This is a genomic window from Fulvimarina thalattae, from assembly GCF_040239565.1.
GTDB lineage: Bacteria > Pseudomonadota > Alphaproteobacteria > Rhizobiales > Rhizobiaceae > Fulvimarina.
Window position 1 is genome coordinate 449551 of record NZ_JBEHWS010000001.1, and the last position, 18297, is coordinate 467847.

The 18297-nt window shown below is 63.6% G+C and carries 16 protein-coding genes; 8 read left to right on the plus strand and 8 right to left on the minus strand.

The window, feature by feature from the left end:
* Nucleotides 1-122: 122 nt before the first annotated feature.
* The 7 genes from ABRA89_RS02100 to ABRA89_RS02130 form a co-directional block, all read right to left on the minus strand.
* Nucleotides 123-1277 carry an iron-containing alcohol dehydrogenase gene (locus tag ABRA89_RS02100; protein WP_349939789.1) on the minus strand — a complete coding sequence of 385 codons (1155 nt, stop codon included), beginning with the start codon at nt 1275-1277 and terminating at the stop codon, nt 123-125.
* Nucleotides 1278-1476: 199 nt separating this feature from the next.
* Nucleotides 1477-2520, minus strand: a complete 1044-nt coding sequence (locus ABRA89_RS02105; protein WP_349939790.1) for an L-idonate 5-dehydrogenase — start codon at nt 2518-2520, stop codon at nt 1477-1479.
* Nucleotides 2521-2528: 8 nt separating this feature from the next.
* Nucleotides 2529-3806 (minus strand): TRAP transporter large permease, encoded by a 1278-nt coding sequence (locus tag ABRA89_RS02110; RefSeq protein ID WP_349939791.1) that lies wholly within the window; start codon nt 3804-3806, stop codon nt 2529-2531.
* 15 nt (nt 3807-3821) lie between these two features.
* Nucleotides 3822-4358 carry a TRAP transporter small permease gene (locus ABRA89_RS02115; RefSeq protein WP_349939792.1) on the minus strand — a complete coding sequence of 179 codons (537 nt, stop codon included), beginning with the start codon at nt 4356-4358 and terminating at the stop codon, nt 3822-3824.
* An 11-nt stretch (nt 4359-4369) separates the two neighbouring features.
* Nucleotides 4370-4858 carry a GNAT family N-acetyltransferase gene (locus ABRA89_RS02120; RefSeq protein ID WP_349939793.1) on the minus strand — a complete coding sequence of 163 codons (489 nt, stop codon included), beginning with the start codon at nt 4856-4858 and terminating at the stop codon, nt 4370-4372.
* Nucleotides 4859-4889: 31 nt separating this feature from the next.
* Complete coding sequence (locus tag ABRA89_RS02125; RefSeq protein WP_349939794.1) at nt 4890-5864, minus strand: TRAP transporter substrate-binding protein; 975 nt, start codon at nt 5862-5864, stop codon at nt 4890-4892.
* A gap of 43 nt (nt 5865-5907) precedes the next feature.
* A complete protein-coding gene (locus tag ABRA89_RS02130) occupies nt 5908-6624 on the minus strand; it encodes a GntR family transcriptional regulator (protein ID WP_349939795.1) in 717 nt (238 codons plus the stop codon).
* Nucleotides 6625-6725: 101 nt separating this feature from the next.
* Between ABRA89_RS02130 and uxuA the strand changes: the two genes are divergently transcribed.
* Together uxuA and ABRA89_RS02140 are read left to right on the plus strand one after the other, a co-directional pair.
* Nucleotides 6726-7955, plus strand: coding sequence for a mannonate dehydratase (gene uxuA, locus ABRA89_RS02135; protein WP_349939796.1), 1230 nt, complete (start codon nt 6726-6728; stop codon nt 7953-7955).
* Nucleotides 7952-9433 carry a mannitol dehydrogenase family protein gene (locus ABRA89_RS02140; protein WP_349939797.1) on the plus strand — a complete coding sequence of 494 codons (1482 nt, stop codon included), beginning with the start codon at nt 7952-7954 and terminating at the stop codon, nt 9431-9433. Before uxuA ends, ABRA89_RS02140 begins: the two co-directional genes overlap by 4 nt.
* Before the next feature lie 170 nt (nt 9434-9603).
* Here the strand turns inward: ABRA89_RS02140 and ABRA89_RS02145 are convergent, their stop codons facing one another.
* The gene (locus ABRA89_RS02145; RefSeq protein ID WP_349939798.1) at nt 9604-10953 is read right to left on the minus strand and encodes a GntP family permease; all 1350 of its coding nucleotides are present in this window, start codon (nt 10951-10953) and stop codon (nt 9604-9606) included.
* Between the two features lie 528 nt (nt 10954-11481).
* On the opposite strand from ABRA89_RS02145, the gene ABRA89_RS02150 reads away from it, so the two are divergent.
* The 6 genes from ABRA89_RS02150 (at nt 11482) to ABRA89_RS02175 (ending at nt 18292) form a co-directional block, all read left to right on the plus strand.
* Nucleotides 11482-12486, plus strand: a complete 1005-nt coding sequence (locus tag ABRA89_RS02150; protein ID WP_349939799.1) for a Gfo/Idh/MocA family protein — start codon at nt 11482-11484, stop codon at nt 12484-12486.
* Nucleotides 12473-14065 (plus strand): acyl CoA:acetate/3-ketoacid CoA transferase, encoded by a 1593-nt coding sequence (locus tag ABRA89_RS02155; RefSeq protein WP_349939800.1) that lies wholly within the window; start codon nt 12473-12475, stop codon nt 14063-14065. The genes ABRA89_RS02150 and ABRA89_RS02155 overlap by 14 nt, the downstream gene beginning before the upstream one ends.
* Nucleotides 14062-14829, plus strand: a complete 768-nt coding sequence (locus ABRA89_RS02160; protein WP_349939801.1) for an enoyl-CoA hydratase/isomerase family protein — start codon at nt 14062-14064, stop codon at nt 14827-14829. The genes ABRA89_RS02155 and ABRA89_RS02160 overlap by 4 nt, the downstream gene beginning before the upstream one ends.
* Nucleotides 14830-15073: 244 nt before the next feature.
* Nucleotides 15074-16354, plus strand: coding sequence for an ABC transporter substrate-binding protein (locus ABRA89_RS02165; protein WP_349939802.1), 1281 nt, complete (start codon nt 15074-15076; stop codon nt 16352-16354).
* Between the two features lie 115 nt (nt 16355-16469).
* Nucleotides 16470-17372 (plus strand): carbohydrate ABC transporter permease, encoded by a 903-nt coding sequence (locus tag ABRA89_RS02170; protein WP_349939803.1) that lies wholly within the window; start codon nt 16470-16472, stop codon nt 17370-17372.
* Nucleotides 17372-18292 (plus strand): carbohydrate ABC transporter permease, encoded by a 921-nt coding sequence (locus tag ABRA89_RS02175; protein WP_349939804.1) that lies wholly within the window; start codon nt 17372-17374, stop codon nt 18290-18292. Before ABRA89_RS02170 ends, ABRA89_RS02175 begins: the two co-directional genes overlap by 1 nt.
* Nucleotides 18293-18297: the final 5 nt, after the last annotated feature.

Sequence of the window (18297 nt, forward strand, 5' to 3'; positions counted from 1 at the left end):
ATAACCGATTGGCGCGATTGGAAAAAGTGTTGCGTGGGTGCGAAGGGCACAAACCTGCTTCGCACGCCGCAGTGGGGGCGTGTGAGGCTTTGAGATAAAACGGCTTTTCCCGTTTGCCCCTCTCAAAGCGCCTTTTCGTAAATGGCGAGCGCGGCGTCGTAGGTCATGGTGCGCGGATTGTTGACCAGCAGACGCTCCTGCTTCATCGCGTCCTCGGCGAGCTTGGGCAGATTGTTATGGCTGACGCCCACATCCCGCAGCTGCGTCTTCATGCCGAGTTCGGGCCCAAGCGCGCGAAAGCCTTCGACGAAGCCGTTTGCGGCGTCGGCCTGCGATTTTCCTGCAAGCTCGGGAAAAACGATCGGCGCGAGTTCGGCATAATGCGCCTCGGCTTCCGGCATGTTGAATTCGAGGACATGCGGAAGGACGAGTGCGTTCGAGAGGCCATGCGGGACATGAAAATGTCCGCCCAGCGGATAGGCAAGCGCATGGACGGCCGCGACGGGCGCATTGGCGAAGGCCATGCCGGCGAGCATCGAGCCGAGCAGCATGTCGCCGCGCGCCTTGCGATCCCCCGGCTGTTTGCAGGCCGTGCGGATATTGCCGCCTAGAAGGGCGAGCGCCTCGCGGGCGAGGCAGTCCGAAACCGGGTTCTTCTTGTGCGCCGAGGTATAGGCCTCGATGGCGTGCACCATGGCGTCGATGCCGGTCGCTGCCGTCACCGGCGCGGGCAGGCCTATGGTGAGTTCGGCATCGAGGATCGCCCAGTCGGGCAGAAGCTGGGGCGAGACCACGCCCTTTTTCTCCGCCTCGCCAGTGGTGACGATCGCGATCGGCGTCACCTCCGAGCCGGTGCCTGCGGTCGTCGGCGCGAGAACAAGCGGCAGCCGCTCGCCCGTCACCTGTCCGACGCCGTAGATTTCATCGATCGCCTGTTCGCCGGCGAGAAGCACCGCGATGAGCTTTGCCGTATCGAGCGAGGAGCCGCCGCCGACCGAGGCGACGCCGTCACAACTGGCCGCGCGGGCCTTGTCGACAGCGGAGAGAACCATCGATTCCGGTGGATCGGCCTCGACCTCCGAAAAAATGACGGTCTCGACGCCCGCCTTCTTGAAACCGGAAAGCGCTGCTTCCGCGAGGCCGAGATCGAGTATGCCCTTGTCGGTGACGAAGAAGACCGCCTTGCAGCCCTTCTTCGCCATGATCTCGCCCATCCGCGCGGTCGAGCCGACTTCGGAGAGAATGGACGGTGTGGTTTGGAAGACGAAGCTGCTCAACGGGTTCCTCCTCGCGCAGGGCGTTCGGTCACCCTGGCTTTCTGGTTCGTCTCCCGCAAGCGATTGGACGCGCCGGAAGAGCCGGAGCATCGGCACATTGCGTGAAGATTCGTGCCCGTCATGAAATCATCTTTGGCGCGGCGTGTCATGGCCGCGCGCCTCTTCGCGTTGCGCCGCTATCCAGGGTGAGAGAGGATCCTCAGACGTTGAGGACGATCTGCGCCTTCACCGCCTGGCTGCGATCGCCTGCGATCTGGAAGGCCTCTTCGAGCTGGTCGAGGCCGAAGCTGTGGGTGACCATATGCGCGACCGGGATGACCCCCCGATTGATCGCGTCCACGGCTTCGGCGAACTCCTCATAGAAGCGGTGCGTTCCGACGAGTTCGATCTCCTTGCCGACGAGGACGTTGATTGGCAGGGCCAGATCGCCCGTGACGCCGACCTGCACGATCCGTCCACGGGGGCGGACGGCGTGGATGGCGGAGGCGAGTGCAGGGGCAGCCGCGGAGCATTCGAAGGCGATGTCGAAATGGCCTTTGTCGGCGGCATAGCCAGCCATGGCCTCGCGATCCTCGGCGACGTTGATCGTGCGTGTTGCGCCCATCTTGGCGGCGACGGCAAGCGCGGCGTGCTGAAGGTCGGTGACGACGATTTCGGTCGCGCCTGCGGCCTTCGCAACCGCCGCGCAGAGGACGCCGATCGGGCCGGCTCCGGTGACGAGGACGCGTTTGCCCGAGAGGTCGCCGGCGCGTTTGCCCGCGTGAAGGCAAACCGCGAGGGGTTCGGCGCAGGCTCCTTCCGACAGGCTGCGTTCGCCGGCGAGCGGCACGCATTGTGCCGCCGGGGCGACCAGCCATTCACGGAAGAGGCCCTGTTCGTGCGGAAAGCGCAGGGCCGATCCCGAAAAGCGCATGGCGAGGCAATGGATCGGCATCCCCTCGGCGCAGTATTTACATTCACCGCAGGGGCGGCTCGGATTGACGGCGACCTTTTGGCCGACCGTGAGCCCGGAGACCCCGTCGCCCAGTGCCTCGATCGTGCCTGCAGCCTCGTGGCCGAGAATGATCGGCTCCTTCACGCGGATCGGGCCGAAGCCGCCGTCGTGAAAATAGTGAAGGTCCGAGCCGCAGATTCCGCCGGCTCCCATGCGCAGGAGCACCTCGCCCGCGCCGGGCCGGGCGGTGTCGAGCTCTTCCAGCCGGATGTCGTGCTTGGCGTGAAGGCGGGCGATGCGGGTTCGCATGGGTGATCTCAGTTGTAGAACAGGGAGGGAAGCCAGGTCGCCAGCGGCGGAATGTAGGTGACCAGCATGAGGATGATAATGTTGGTGATGATGAAGGGCGTGATTGCCCGGATCACCGGCGCGAGCGGCAATCGTGCGATGCCCGCGCACACGAAGAGGCAGACGCCGACTGGAGGCGTCGTCAGGCCGATCATCAGGTTGAGGACGGCGATCACGGCAAAGTGTAAGGGATCGACGCCGACGCTCGTCACCAGCGTGAGCAGCGGCACGAAGAGCACGATGAGCGCTGCGATCGTCTCCATGAACATGCCGATGAAGAGCAGGAAGAGGTTGACCAGCAGGAGGACGATGATCGGATTGTCGGTCACCGAAAGGACGGCAGAGGCGATCGCCTGCGGAATGCGCTCGGAGACGAGGATCCAGCCGAAGACGTTAGCGAATCCGACAAGAGCGAGGATCGCGGCCGAGGCGACGGCGGACTCGATCAGGACACGCGGCACCTTCTTGAGCGGCAGATCGCGGTAGACGAAGGCTCCGACGATGAAGGCATAGAGGCTGGCAACGACGGCGGTCTCGGTCGGCGTTACTTGCCCCGTCAGCAGGCTGCCGACGATGAGCCCGGTCATGAAGAGCGCCCAGAAGGCATCGAGGAAGGAGCGACCGAGCTCACCGACGCCCTGCCAGGGCTGGCGCGGGAAGTTCTTTCTGACGGCGATGATGTAGGTGGTCACCATCATGGCGAGACCGAGCAGGATTCCCGGCACTGCGCCTGCGATGAACATCTGGCCAACAGAGATGCCGGAGAGCGAGCCGACGATGATCATCGGAACGGACGGCGGGATGATCGGTCCGACGGTGGAAGAGGCGGCGGTGACGGCGGCGGAGAAATCGCCCGGATACCCGGCCTTCTTCATACCCGGGATCATGACGCCGCCGATCGAGGCGGAATCGGCGACGGCGGTGCCCGAAATTCCGCCGAAGAGCATGGAAGCCGCGACGTTCGAGAGACCCAGCCCGCCGCGCAGCCAGCCGACGAGGGCGTTGGCGAAGCGCACGATCCTCTCGGTGATGCCGCCATGGTTCATCAGATTGCCGGCGAGGATGAAGCCGGGGATGGACAGCAGCACGAAGCTGTCCATGCCGGCATACATCTTCTGCGGGATGACGACGAGCGGAATGCCGGCGACCAGAAGATAGGCCATCGAGGCGACGCCGAGCGTGACGGCGACCGGCAGGCCGATGACGAGGCCGAGAATGAACGTGCCGAGAAGGATAGCGAGGTCCATGGGGTGTCGTCCTCGCTATTCGATGTCTGGGAGGGCGTTCGCCCGGCCGTCACTTGCCCCCGTCAGCATCAGGACGACGCGCATGGCGGCGAAGATGCCGAGAAGAACGAGCAGGCCGAGAACGCTCATATGGATGAAGTTCATGGGGATCTTCAGGACGGGCGAGGTCTGCATCGCGCCGATCGAGGTGAAGCGCCAGGCCGAGGTGACGAGGGCGGCGCAGAAGCCCACCGTGATGATCGCGGAGGCGAAGCGCAGCACCCACGGTCCTTTGCCGGGCAAGGCCTCGGAGATGATGTCGACATTCACGAGATCGCCGGTCTTCAGCGAAAGCCCGGTGCCGAAGGCGACGAGCCAGAGAAGGGCGTAACGCGTCAGCTCCTCCGTCCATGCCGGCGAGTCGCTCAGGATCGAGCGGCCGACCACCTGGGTGAGAACGGCATAGATGAGAACGGCGAAGGAGAGGAGGACACCGGTCCGGCAAACGAATGTCAGCGCGCGGTCGATGAGGGTCAGCGGCGTTCGGTTCGTGATCGAGGAGCTGTCAGTCATAAGCTTACCGTTCAAAGCGCCTTAGCGAGAAACAAGCATGGATTGGGCGGCTCTCGCCAGAGTGTCATGAATTCTTCGAGCGGCGTGAATCCGAACGCCAGATAGAAAGACAGAGTCGCTGCGTAGGCGGGGTCCTGCTTGCTCGGTCCCAGCGTCTTCACAGTGAGAAACTTCGCTCCATTCACCCTCGCGTATCCCTCGGCAGTCGCGAGGAGACGTCGGCCATGGCCCTGCCGGTGATATTCCCGAAGAAGACCGAGAGAATGAAGTTCGACAGTCTCCAAGCCGTGCCATTTCAAGACGACGAATCCGACTTCGTTTTCGTCATCGACAAGCGCGATCGATGGCGAGTTCCGGGCCTCTAACGCGTATCTCTCGATGGCCGAAGGGTCCCCAAACCACTCGGGGAGCCCTTCGAGAACTTTTCTGCAGACCGCCGCAGGATCGGTTGGCCCGATGACGATCGCAAGGCCGGGCTCCGGCAGTCGATCATTGATCATCGCACACTTCTCCTGCGACGGTCCGCTTGTCTCAGCGGTTGAAGAGCTCTTCGACCGTCGGCTTGATCTCGTCGTTGACGTTGGAGAGAACGGCGTCCTTGGCCTTTTCGGCGAAGGCGGCGTTGTCGACCTCGACGAACTCCATGCCCTTGTCTTCAAGGGTTTTGACGAGTTCCTCCTCGGCGGCGAGGAAGAGTTCGCGCTCATATTCCTGCGCGGCCTGTCCGGCTTCCATCACGGCCTGCTGGTCTTCTTCCGAGAGCTCGTTCCAGGTCATCTCGGAAATCGTGAGGTAGATCCAGGAGCGGACGTGCTCGGTGCGGTTCACATAGTCCTGCACCTCGGCGAAGTTGGCCGAGTCGATCAGCGCCAGCGGGTTTTCCTGGGCATCGATCGTGCCGTTCTGGAGCGAGGTGAAGACCTCGGAGAAAGCCATCGGGGTCGGTTGCGCGCCCAGCGACTGCCAGGTGTCGACGAAGAGCGGCACATTCGGCACACGCAGCTTCAAGCCGTTGAGATCGTCCGGCGTCTTGATCGGGCGGTTGGAGGTGAGGTTGCGCGGTCCGCGTGCGAAATAGGCGACTGGACGGATCTGTGCCTTCTCGATGATCTGGGCCTCGATCTCGTCGCCGGTCTCGCCGCCCGCGATCTGGTCCATGTCTTCGAGCGAGCGATAGGCGTAAGGCACGGCGAGAAGCGCGGCCATGGGTGCCCAATTCTGCAGGGATTCACCCGTGATCGTCATGTCGGCAGTGCCAAGCTGCATGCCGTTGATGACATCCATCTCCGCCCCGAGGGATTCGTTCGGATAGACCTCGACGGCGATGCGGCCGTCGGTACGGGCGGAGAGCTCCTCGCCGAACTTCACGGCGGCCTTGTGCCAGGTGTTGTCCTCGTTCGCGAGATGGCCGAGCTTCAGCGTGCGCTCCTGGGCGAGCGCGGAGCCCGAGACGAGGAGCGCGGCGAAGCTCGCCGCGACGGTGGTCTTGATCAGTGTCTTCAGCATGGTGGTTCCTCCCGTTTTGCTGATGGTCGTTTGTCTCTGGTGTTCAGGAAACGGCGACTTTCGCTCCCGCCGTCTCGAAGAAGAGGGGATGAGCCGCGTGGATCGTAGGCAGATCGTCGAGGATCTTGCGTAGATGGCCGCGCATAGCGGCCTCGGCCGCGTCGGCATCGCCCTTTTCGATGGCCCTTGCGATCGCCTCGTGTTGGGCGATCAGCTTGGCCTTCGGGAATTCTGCCGCCGTCAGATAGCGGACCCGGTCCATCTGCGCCTTGATTTGCTGGAGCACGCTCCAGGCGCGGCCGTGGCCGCCAGCCTCGGCGATCGCCCGGTGGAAGGCTTCGTCGAGAGGCATGAAGGCTTCCGCGTCACCTTCTGCGACGTCGCTTTGCAGCGCGATCAGCCGGCGGAGTTCTCTCACGAGGCTTTCGTCCAGACGTTCCGCCGCGAGCCGCACGATGTCGGCCTCGATCGCCTCGCGAATGAAGCGGGCATCCTTCACCTCATCCGCGGAAATGCGCCGAACGAAGGTGCCGCGCTGGGGGCGGATTTCGAGAAAGCCCTCTTCGGCAAGGCGGATAAAAGCTTCGCGCACCGGCTGGCGGGACAGGCCGTAATGGACCGCGATATCCTTTTCGGAAAGTCTGAGGCCGGGTGCCAGTTCGGTGCGCACGATGCGCCCGCGCAGGCTTTTGAGGAGCTGCGGTCCGATCGGTGCCGCGGCATCCAGCATGTCGTCGATGGGCCTGACGGCGACGGACATCCATGTTCCTCCTCGCTTGCATCATGAACGGAACTACCATACTAGTCAACGATAATTTTGTCTGCTATCCCTTCGGCGAGCGAATGAAGGGGAGGAATGGCATGCGGCAGACTTGGCGATGGTTCGGACCGAACGATCTGGTGTCGGTCGACGACATGCTCCAGGCCGGCGTCGAGGGTGTCGTCTCGGCCCTCCACCACGTGCCGACCGGGGCCGTCTGGAGCCTCGAAGAGATCGAGCGCCGCAAAGCCGAGATCGGCACGCGGCGCGACGGCACGCCGTCCGGCATCGGCTGGGAAGTGGTGGAGAGCCTGCCGGTCTCGGAAGACATCAAGAAGCAGCGCGGAAACTGGCGCGAGCACGTCGCGAACTACAAGGCGAGCCTTCGGAACCTGAGGGCGGCCGGCATCGAGACCATCTGCTACAACTTCATGCCGGTGCTCGACTGGACGCGGACCGATCTTACCTATCGCGTCGCCCATGGCGGGACCGCGATGCGCTTCGACATCTATGATTTCGCCGCCTTCGACATTTTCATCCTGGAGCGAAAAGGCGCGCGCGAGAGCTTTCCGGAGGAGATCGCAGCGAGCGCCGAAGAGCGTTTCCGGGCCATGGACGAGGCGCGCAAGGAACAGCTCGCCGGCAATGTCGTCTTCGGCCTTCCGGGGGCAGCCGAGCGGTTTAGCCTCGCCGATGTGCGCGAGCATCTCGCCGAATATGCCGAGATCGGCGAGGACCGGTTGCGCTCGCATTTCGTCGGGTTTCTGGAAGAGGTCGCGCCGGTCGCGGAAGAGCTCGGCATGCGGCTTTGTTGCCATCCGGACGATCCGCCGTTTCCCCTTCTAGGCCTGCCGCGCATCATGTCGACGGAGGCGCAGTACAAGGCGATGATGGACGCGGTGGATCTGCGCGCCAACGGAATCACGCTCTGTTCGGGCTCGCTCGGCGCGCGGGCCGACAACGATCTGCCGGGCATGATGCGCCGGCTCGGAGACCGGGTGCATTTCCTTCATTTGCGCAACACGAAACGCGAGATGGAGGGGCTCTATGCCTCCTTCCACGAGGCGGAGCATCTCGCTGGCGACACAGACATGGTTGCCCTGGTTGCGGCCTCGCTCGCTGAGGAAGCCCGACGGCGAGGCGAGGGGCGGGCGGATGCCCAAATTCCCTTCCGGCCCGACCACGGACAGGATATCCTCGACGATCTTTCCCGTAAGGCTCAGCCCGGCTATCCAGCGATCGGCCGGCTGAAGGGCCTCGCCGAACTGCGCGGCCTCGCTGCCGCGCTCTCGCACCGGGAAGCGCGCGCCTTCGCGGAGGCCGCCCGGTGACGCGGCTCGATCGCGAGAGCCTGGGGCATCTGAAGGCGGGCGCTGTCGGTCCCGCCTATGATTCTGCGGCGCATGGTACCGGCATCGTCCATCTCGGCTGCGGCAATTTTCACCGCGCCCATCAGGCGGTCTACACCGATGACGCGCTGGCGAAGAGCGGTGGCGACTGGCGCATCGCTTCCGTCAGCCTGCGATCGACGGACATCGCCGATGCAATGAATCCGCAGGACGGGCTCTTCACGCTGGTCGAGGCCGGCCCGGAGGGGCCGAAGGCGAGGGTGATCGGCTCGATCGCCAAGGTGATCGCCGCCGCCCGCGAATCTTGCGCGGTGGTCGAGGCGCTGAGCGATCCGGCCATTCGCATCGTGACGATCACGGTCACGGAAAAGGCCTATGGCATCGACCGCGCGGTGATGGATATCGACGAGGGCCATTCGGCGATTGCGGCCGATCTCGAAAACCCTCGCGAGCCGTCCGGCGTCATCGGTCTCCTTGTCGAAGGCCTGCGGCGTCGGTTCGACGCCGGCCTCGAACCCTTTACCGTCCTCTGCTGTGACAACCTCCCAGAAAACGGCCAGATCCTCCGCGCGGGCGTCGCCGGCTTTGCCCGCCGCGTCGATCCCGCGCTGGCCGAGAGGATCGCGGAGGAGGTCGCCTTTCCCTCCTCCATGGTCGACCGGATCACGCCGGCTTCGACCGACGAAACTTTCTCGACCGCCGAACGCCTCACCGGCCTCGAAGACAAGGCCGCCGTCGAGACGGAGCCCTTCCTCCAATGGGTGATCGAGGATCATTTTCCGCAAGGCCGCCCCGACTGGGAGGCCGGTGGCGCGCTCTTCGTCGATGACGTCGCGCCCTATGAGGCGATGAAGCTGCGCATGCTGAACGGCGCGCATTCCATGCTCGCCTATGCCGGTTTCCTCGCCGGCCATACTTTTGTGCGCGACGTGATGGCGGATGCCGATCTCGCATCGCTCGTGCGCCGCCACCTCTCCGCGGCCGCGGGTACCCTCGACCCGCTCCCCGGCATCGACCTCGATCAATACGCCGACGATCTCGCCGCGCGCTTCGCCAACCCCGCTATTGGCCACCGGACCTATCAGATCGCGATGGACGGCAGCGAAAAGCTGCCCCAGCGCATCGTCGCCCCGGCCCTCGACGCACTCGATCGTGGCCAATCCATCCGCCCCTTCGCCTTCGCAATCGCCGCATGGATGCGCTACTGCCTTGGCCGGACTGAAGAGGGCGACGCCTACGAACTCCGCGATCCGCGCGACGTTGAGATCGTGCGCAGGGTCGAGCAGTCCGGCGATGCCGCACAGGCGCTCGTGGTCAATCTTCTGGCATTGCCGGGGGTGTTCGATCGCCGGTTTGCCGCAAACGCGTCCGTGCGGAGCACGATCGAAGAAATCATCTCTACGATGATCGAAGAGGGAATTGGCGAGGCCATTCGGCGCGAAGTGTCAGCGGGCCCCTGATTCTCGAAGCCAGGTTCGCACGCAGACCAAGGGTCAGTGTCTTCGACGGATGCCATACCCGAAAGGTTTTCCTTCGTGCCTCATGAAGGTGGTCGGGAGACCCCCGTCAGTCGCTCTATCGGGTTGCGTCATGGCTCGGGCGGTTCGGTGCCGCGCTCACCGCCTTCCAATCAGAGGATCAGGCTGAGGAGAAGCACCGTGATGATCCCGGTAATACCCGCGATGAGGGTGGCGGTGGTGTAGAACTTGTAGCCTTCCGAAACACTCATGCCCGAAAACTGAGTGACCACCCAGAAACCGCTGTCGTTCGCATGGGCGACGACGGCAGAGCCGGAACCGATGGCAAGCGTCGCCAGCGCGAGATCGGTGCTGGATTCAAGGCCGAGCGAGCCGGCGAGCGGCGCGATGATCGAGGCCGTTGTCACGATGGCGACGGTCGATGACCCCTGCGCCGTCTTCAGAGCCGCAGCGAGCAGGAAGGGCAGGCCGAGTCCGAGTCCCGAAAGGGCCAGATTGTTCGCAAGGAAATCGGTGATCGGCGTCGCCTGAAGCACTCCGCCCAGAGCTCCGCCGGCCCCCGTGATGAGGATGATCGGACCTGCCACGCGCAGGGCGTCCATAACCGCATCCTGGGTGATCGACTTCCCGCCGCCGCTTACGGTGACGTAGAGCGCTGTGAAGGCGCCGATGAGAAGAGCCGTGTTCGGATCGCCGATGAAGGTCAGGATGCTGTAGACGAGGCCTTCGCCCAGCGGACTGCCTTCGAAGGTCGCGATCGAGTTGAGGCTGATGAGGACGATCGGCAGCAGGATCGGCAGGAACGCGCGGAAGGGGGAGGGCGCCGGGCCGGTCTTCTCGCTCTCGACGTCGGGAGCGTTGGTGACGGAGATCGATTCAGGATCGATATAGTACCGGTTGCCCATGAAGATCGCGTAGAAATAGGAGACAGCGACCACGGGCACCGTCACGACGAGACCGAGCAGAATGACGATGCCGAGATCCGCTCCGAGAGAGCCGGCGGCGGCGACGGGACCCGGTGTCGGCGGCACGAAGATGTGTGTCGCCATCAGTCCCATGGAGAGCGCCAGCGCATAGGTTACCATGGACGTGCCCGATTTCGCCGCCAGCGAGCGCGCGAGCGGTGAGAGGATCACATAGCCTGAGTCGAAGAAGACCGGGATCGAGACCACCGAGCCCGTGATGCTCATGGAGAGGACCGTTCGCGCCTTGCCGACGGCACGCACCACGGTGTCGGCCATCACCTGCGCCCCGCCGGTTCGCTCCAGCGCGACACCGATTATGGTGCCGGCTGCGATGATGATGCCGATCTCGCCGATGGTCTCTCCGAAGCCCGCCACCAGCGCCTCGATCGTATCCGCCGGCGAGATGCCGGCGAAAAGTCCCAGGCCGTATGATGCGACGAGAAGAATGAGGAAGGGATGGATGTGAAACTTGGCCGTGCCGACGACGATGAATGCGATCGCAAGCACGAGGAGAAGGATCAGAAAAATGCCGGACAAGTGCTTCCCTCCCAGTCCAGGCGCACCTCAGCGGTGCGGGGCCGGTCACCAAGGAGGGCGGCCCTCATGGGCCGAAGAGATCCGGCACAGGCACCCGCCGAGCAGGCCATCTAATGGCAAAGAAATGGGCGCGGCTGCTGAATGGTTCCGCTGGAGTATGTATTTAAACAAGAATTGTTTTTCTAGCTTAGGTTTCGATCGGAATTTCTTCCTTTAATTTGAGGAAGTTTTCACTTGAGACTGCTGCCTTCAAGCATCGTTAGATCTGTTGCCTGTCCAGCTTATGGTAATATTGCATTACGATGCGTCGCGCCGCGATTTCGTCGGCCCCGAAGACATGGGCTCCAACGCCTGAAGCTCGGCACGCATCGCCGACTGCCTCCTGCCGTCATATGCATCTGGGCCAAAGCGTTTCAGGTGCCGCGCTTGACTGTTTTGGAACGTTCCAGTAGCCTTCCTAGCAAGCAAACTTGAATGAGCAGGACCCGAAGAACCGGTCGGGAAAGATCGGCGGGTCCGATGGGAGGAATGATGCGCTGGGCACTGATAGGTGCGAGCCGGATTGCGGCCAATTACATGATCGGTGCGATCCGTTCGGTGGAGGGATCGGAGATCACGGCGGTGCTCAGCTCGGACGAGACGCGCGGGGCGGATTACGCCAAGACGCATGGGATTGCGCAGAGCTATACCGAACTCGACCGACTGCTCGGCGAGGCCGAGGTGGATGCGGTCTATATCTCGACGACGAACGAGAAGCATCACGCGCAGGCGCTGGCGGCGATCGCGGCGGGCAAGCACGTGATGTGCGAGAAGCCGTTGGCGATGACGGTGTCGGATGCGGCCGACATGGTGCGCAAAGCCACTAATGCCGGCGTCGTGTTCGGCACGAACCATCATCTGCGCAATGCTGGCAGCCATCTGGCGATCCGCGATCTGCTCCAGAGCGGTGCGATCGGGGATGTCCTGAGTGTTCGGGTGTTCCACGCGGTCTCGCTGCCGCAAGTGCTTCGCGGCTGGCGGATCGACAATCCCGGCGCGGGCGGCGGGGTTATCCCTGATATCGTGGTGCATGACGCCGATACGGTGCGCTTCCATCTGGGTGAGGACCCGGTGGACGTGGTCGCCAAGCAGGCAGCCTCCGGTCTCGGGCAGGGCGTCGAGGATAGCGCAATGTCGCTCTGGTCGATGCCGTCGGGCACGATGGTCCAGACCCATGAGAGCTTCACGCATAAGTTTGCCGAGACGGGGATCGAATTCCACGGCTCGAAGGGCTCCCTCGTGGCAAAGGGCGTGATGACGCAGAATCCGGTCGGCGAGGTCTGGCTCACCGACGAGAGCGGCCGCCGGGCGGTGGAATACGACACGCACGGGCTCTACGAGCGTTCCATGGGTCTGTTCGATGCCGCGACGCGCGGCGAAGGGCGGCCCTCGGCCGATGGCGTCGACGGGGTGAAGTCGCTGGCCGTCGCAATGGCCGTGAAGGTCGCCGCAGACAGCGGGCAAACGGTCGCCGTCGACTATGCGGGGTTCTGAGGCCGTGGCATCGAAGCTCGTCAGCGCCGAGCAGGCTGTTGCGCGGATAGCTGACGGGGCGGTGGTGACCGTCTCGTCGTCCTCCGGCCTTGGTTGTCCGGACAAGGTGCTGGCGGCGCTCGGCAAGCGCTTCGACGGCGAGGGCCATCCGCGCGATCTCACCATGCTGCATCCGATCGCGGCGGGCGACATGTACGGGATCAAGGGAATCGACCACATTGCCAAGGACGGGCTGATCAAGCGCGTCCTGGCGGGGTCCTATCCGTCGGGGCCGTCGTCACTGCCGATGCCCGAAATCTGGAAAATGCTGACGGAGAACCGGGTCGCGGCCTATAACGTGCCCTCCGGCATTCTCTTCGACATGCATGCCGATGTGGCCGCGCGGCGACCGGGCGTCATCACCAAGGTCGGGCTCGACACCTTCGTCGATCCGATCCGCGAAGGCTGTGCGATGAACGAGAAGGCGGCCGAAAGCCCGATCGTCTCGCGCGTGGAATTCGGCGGCGAGACCTGGCTGCATTTCCCCAACATCGTGCCCGATGTCGCCGTGATCCGCGCGACGACGGCGGACGAGCGCGGCAATCTCACATACGAGCATGAGGGGGCTTATCTCGGCGCGCTGGAACAGGCGATCGCGGTGCGCAATCACGGCGGACTCGTCATCGCGCAGGTGAAGCGCGTGACGGCGTCGGGCTCGCTCCGGCCGCACGACGTGCGCGTGCCGGGCCATCTGGTGGACCTGATCGTCACCGATCCCGACCAGCTGCAGACGACCGGTACGCCCTACGATCCGGCGATTTCCGGCGAGATCATCCGACCATGGGACAGTTTCTCGACGCCCGAGTTCGGCGTCGAGAAGATCATCGCGCGGCGGGCGGCGATGGAGCTGAAGGCTGGGCAGACGGCCAATCTTGGCTTCGGCATCTCGGCCATGGTGCCGCGTATTCTGGTGGAGGCTGGGCATCATCAGGCGGTGACCTGGGCGATCGAACAGGGCGCGACGGGCGGCGTGCCGCTTCTGGGCTTTGCCTTCGGCTGCGCCTCCAATGCGGATGCAATCATGCCAAGCCCGCAGCAGTTCACATACTTTCAGGGCGGCGGGTTCGATATGTCGTTCCTCTCGTTCCTGGAGGTGGATGCCGAGGGGAATGTGAACGTCTCCAAGCTCGGCAAGAAGCCCTATCTGACCGCCGGCTGCGGCGGGTTCGTGGACATCACGGCGCACGCGAAGAAGATCGTCTTCTCCGGCTTCTTCGAGGCCGGGGCGGAGTTCGATGTCTCGGCCGATGGTTTGCGGATTTCCAAGCCCGGCAAGTTCACAAAGATGGTGGATCAGGTCGAGCACGTAACCTTCTCGGGCAAACGCGCGCGGGAGATCGGGCAGGACGTTCTCTACGTGACCGAGCGCTGCGTGATCCGGCTTCTGGAGGACGGGCTGACGGCGACCGAGATCATGCCCGGCATCGAGCCGGAGCGCGATATCGTCGATGCCTCCAAGGGTAGAGTGAAGGTCGCGGCAGATGCGATGACCATGCCGACATCGATCCTCGGCGAAGGTCCGATGGAGCTGTCCCTATGAGCACGGTCCATCTCAAGCGGCATGGGACGATCGCCGAGCTTCGGCTGGACAACCCTGAAAAACTCAACGCCTTCACCGTGCCGATGCTCGAAGCGCTGGAGGCCCATTGCGCCGAGATCGACCGGGACGCCTCGGTGACGGCCGTCGTGCTGACGGCGGAAAGGGCGAAAGCGTTCTGCGCGGGGGCTGATATCGTTGCCTGGGGGGCGCTCTCGCCGGCGGAGTTCGCGCGGGAATGGGTGCGCGACGGACATCGCATCTTCGATCGGCTGGCCCGGCTTTCCAAGCCGGTGATCGGTGCGATCGGTGCTCACGCCTTCGGCGGCGGGCTGGAGCTTGCGGCGGCCTGCGATCTGCGGGTCATGGCTCCGCGAGCGACGCTCGCCCTACCGGAGGCCGGGGTCGGCATCGTGCCCGGCTGGTCCGGAACGCAGCGGCTGGTTCGGCTTCTGGGTGAGCCGGTGGTGAAGGAAATGGCGCTCTTTGGGCGGCGGATCGATGCGGAACGTGCGGCGGCCTGCGGCTTTGCGGCGATGATCGCGGAAGATGCCGATGCTGCGGCCTTCGAGATCGCCGAGGCCCAGTCCCAGCGCTCGCCGCGTGCCGTGGAGGTGGCGAAATACATGATTCATGCAGCGGTGGATGAGGATCGCGCCGCGATGGTCGAAACTCTAGGGGCGGGGATGATCTCGGCGACTGCCGATCGGGAGGAAGGTGTCGCGGCTTTTCGGGAAAAACGAAAACCTGTGTTTTCAGGTGCATGAAGGTGAATATTGGATTATTCAGCCCCGCCACGCCGGAAGTGCAGGGCAGACGCGCATCCTTGAGGGTCGCACCGCAATAAGCCTACTTTTGTGAAATATGGAGGCAAAGGACTAGACGGCACGGTTTTAGTCGATACGCTGCGAATTCGGGAGGGAGATTCCAGAGTAACGGAATTTGAGGTCCGTGCTTCAAGGAGCCTCACCGCGACCGACATTTTTTGACACGCATTCCGGGAGGAAATTCATGCGTTATCTTGCGACTACAATGACGGCGGCTGCCGCGCTCCTGAGCGCCTATGCCGCAAATGCCCAGGACGCCGAAAAGGCCGAAGGCCAGGCATCGGGCTCGAACGTCGAGGTCCTGCACTGGTGGACCGCTGGCGGCGAGGCTGCTGCGCTCAACGTTCTGAAGGAAGACCTTCAGAAGCAGGACATCGGCTGGCAGGACATGCCGGTCGCAGGCGGCGGCGGCACCCAGGCCATGACCGTGCTGCGCGCCCGCGTCACCGCCGGCAACGCGCCGACCGCCGTGCAGATGCTTGGCTTCGACATCACTGACTGGGCCCAGCAGGGCGCGCTCGCCAACCTCAACGACATCGCGTCGGAAGGAAACTGGGACGAGGTCATTCCGGCCGCGCTCCAGAAGTTCTCCAAATACGAGGACCAGTGGGTCGCAGCTCCCGTCAACGTCCACTCGACCAACTGGGTCTGGGCCGACAAGTCCCTGATGGACGAGCTCGAGATTCAGCAGCCGGAAAGCTGGGAAGACCTCATCGCCGCCATGCAGAAGGCCAAGGACGCCGGCTACACGGCGCTCGCCCATGGCGGACAGCCCTGGCAGGACGCGACGATCTTCGATTCCGTCGCGCTCGTGACCGGCGGTCCCGAGTTCTACCGCAAGGCTCTGATCGATCTCGACGAAGAGGCTCTGACCTCCGACACGATGAAGCAGGTCTTCGATCGCATGACCGAGGTCCGCGGCTTCGTCGACGACAACTTCTCCGGCCGCGACTGGAATCTCGCGACGGCGATGGTCATCGAAGACAAGGCGCTGTTCCAGATCATGGGTGACTGGGCGAAGGGCGAGTTCCTGAACGCCGACCAGACACCGGGCGAGGATTTCGTTTGCTTCCGCTTCCCCGGAACCAGCGAACAGGTGCTGTTCAACTCCGACCAGTTCGCCTTGTTCGATCAGGGCGGCGAGGTCTCGTCGCAGCAGGCCGCGCTCGCCGAGGCGATCGTCAGCCCCGAATTCCAGATCGCCTTCAACAAGGTGAAGGGTTCGGTTCCGGCTCGCACGGACATCGATGTGTCGTCCTTCGACGCGTGCGGACAGCAGGCCTATGAGGACTTCAAGAATGCTGCTTCGAGCGACAATCTGATGGGGTCCTTCGCCCATGGCCACGCCAACAAGGCAGCCGTGAAGAACGCGATGTACGACGTGATCACGGCGCACTTCAATGGCGAGTACGATAGCGACACCGCCATGGACGAGCTGCTGACGGCCGTTCAGATCAACATGTAAGACCGCTTTTGCATTGAGGGCCGGCAGCAGGCCGGCCCTCAGTCTTTAGCCGTCGTGACCACCGGCCATTCGTGCCGGAGAGACTTTATCGACAGGCTCGATCGGGAGGATCGACATGGCCATTTCCGAGACCGCACGCCAGCGGGGCGTCGCGGACCGGCTGCGCGATTTCCTGCCGAAGATCGTGCTCAGCCCGTCGGTCGCACTCGTGGGCATTTTCGTCTACGGCTTCATTCTCTTCACGCTCTACCTGTCCTTCACCGACAGCCGCATCCTGCCGACCTACGGATGGGTGGGCTTCAGGAATTACGAGCTGCTCTTCCGTATCCGCGCCTGGGATACGGCGCTGACGAACCTCGTCATCTTCGGCACGCTCTACATCGTCATCTGCTGCGTGCTCGGCCTTCTGCTCGCGATCCTGCTCGATCAGCGCATCCGCGCGGAAGGCTTCATCCGGACCATCTACCTCTATCCGATGGCGCTCTCCTTCATCGTGACGGGTGTTGCCTGGAAGTGGTTTCTCGATCCCGGCATTGGCGTCGAGGCGATCGTGCGGGGCTGGGGCTTTTCGAGCTTCGAATTCAACTGGATCAAGGACTCCGACATGGCGATCTACACGATCGTCATCGCCGCGGTCTGGCAGACCTCCGGCTTCGTCATGGCGATGTTCCTCGCCGGCTTGCGCGGCATCGACAGCGAGATGATGCGGGCGGCCGAGATCGACGGGGCGTCCACCTTCGCGCTCTATCGCCGGATCGTCATTCCGCAGCTCAGGCCCGCCTTCATGTCCGCCTTCGTCGTGCTCGCACACATGGCGATCAAGTCCTACGACCTCGTCATCGCGCTGACGAACGGCGGGCCCGGCAGCGCGACGGAAGTGCCGGCGACCTTCATGTATTCCTACACCTTCACCCGCAACCAGATGGGCATCGGCGCCTCTTCCGCGGTGATCATGCTTATGACCATCGCCGCGATCATCGTTCCCTATCTCTGGTCCGAACTCCGGGAGAAGAAATAATGGCCGCTCCCACCGCGAATGCCGTAACGGCCGGAACCGGAGAGCCGAGCGCGACGGGTGCGACCCGCGCCGGGATCAACTGGCCGCGCATCGTCCTCTACGTGATCCTCGCGCTCTTCTGCATCTACTATCTCCTGCCGCTCTACGTGATGCTGGTGAACTCGCTGAAGCCGCTGCGCGAGATCACCGCCGGCGGCATGATGGCACTTCCCGAGGACTGGACCACCGCCCCCTGGCGGAGCGCCTGGTCGACGGCGCAGGTGGGCGTCGAGGCGACGGGCCTCAAACCCTATTTCCTCAACTCGCTGCTGATGGTGATCCCGGCCGTCGCGATCACCACGGTGATCGGCGCGCTGAACGGCTACGTCCTGACGAAGTGGAGCTTCAGAGGCGCGACACTGCTCTTCGGGCTTCTCCTCTTCGGCTGCTTCATTCCCTTCCAGATGGTGCTGATCCCGATGGCGCGGATGCTGGGTCTGATGGGAATCGCGGGAACCGTGAGCGGGCTCGTCTTCGTCCACATGGTCTACGGCATCGGCTTCTCGACGCTCTATTTCCGCAACTACTACGCCGCCTTCCCGAACGAGCTGGTGCGCGCCGCGCAGATCGACGGGGCGGGCTTCTTCACCATCTTCTGGCGCATTCTTTTGCCGTCCTCGGGTCCGATCGCGGTGGTCTGCGTGATCTGGCTGTTCACGAATATCTGGAACGACTTCCTGTTCGGGGCGTCCTTCTCCGATTTCGACAGCCAGCCGATGACGGTCGCGCTCAACAATCTCGTCCAGTCGTCAACCGGCGTGAAGGAATACAATGTTCACTTCGCCGGGGCGATCATGGCCGCCCTTCCCACTCTCTTCGTCTACATCGTCGCGGGCCGATATTTCGTGCGCGGCCTGATGTCAGGCTCCGTGAAAGGATAACGAAC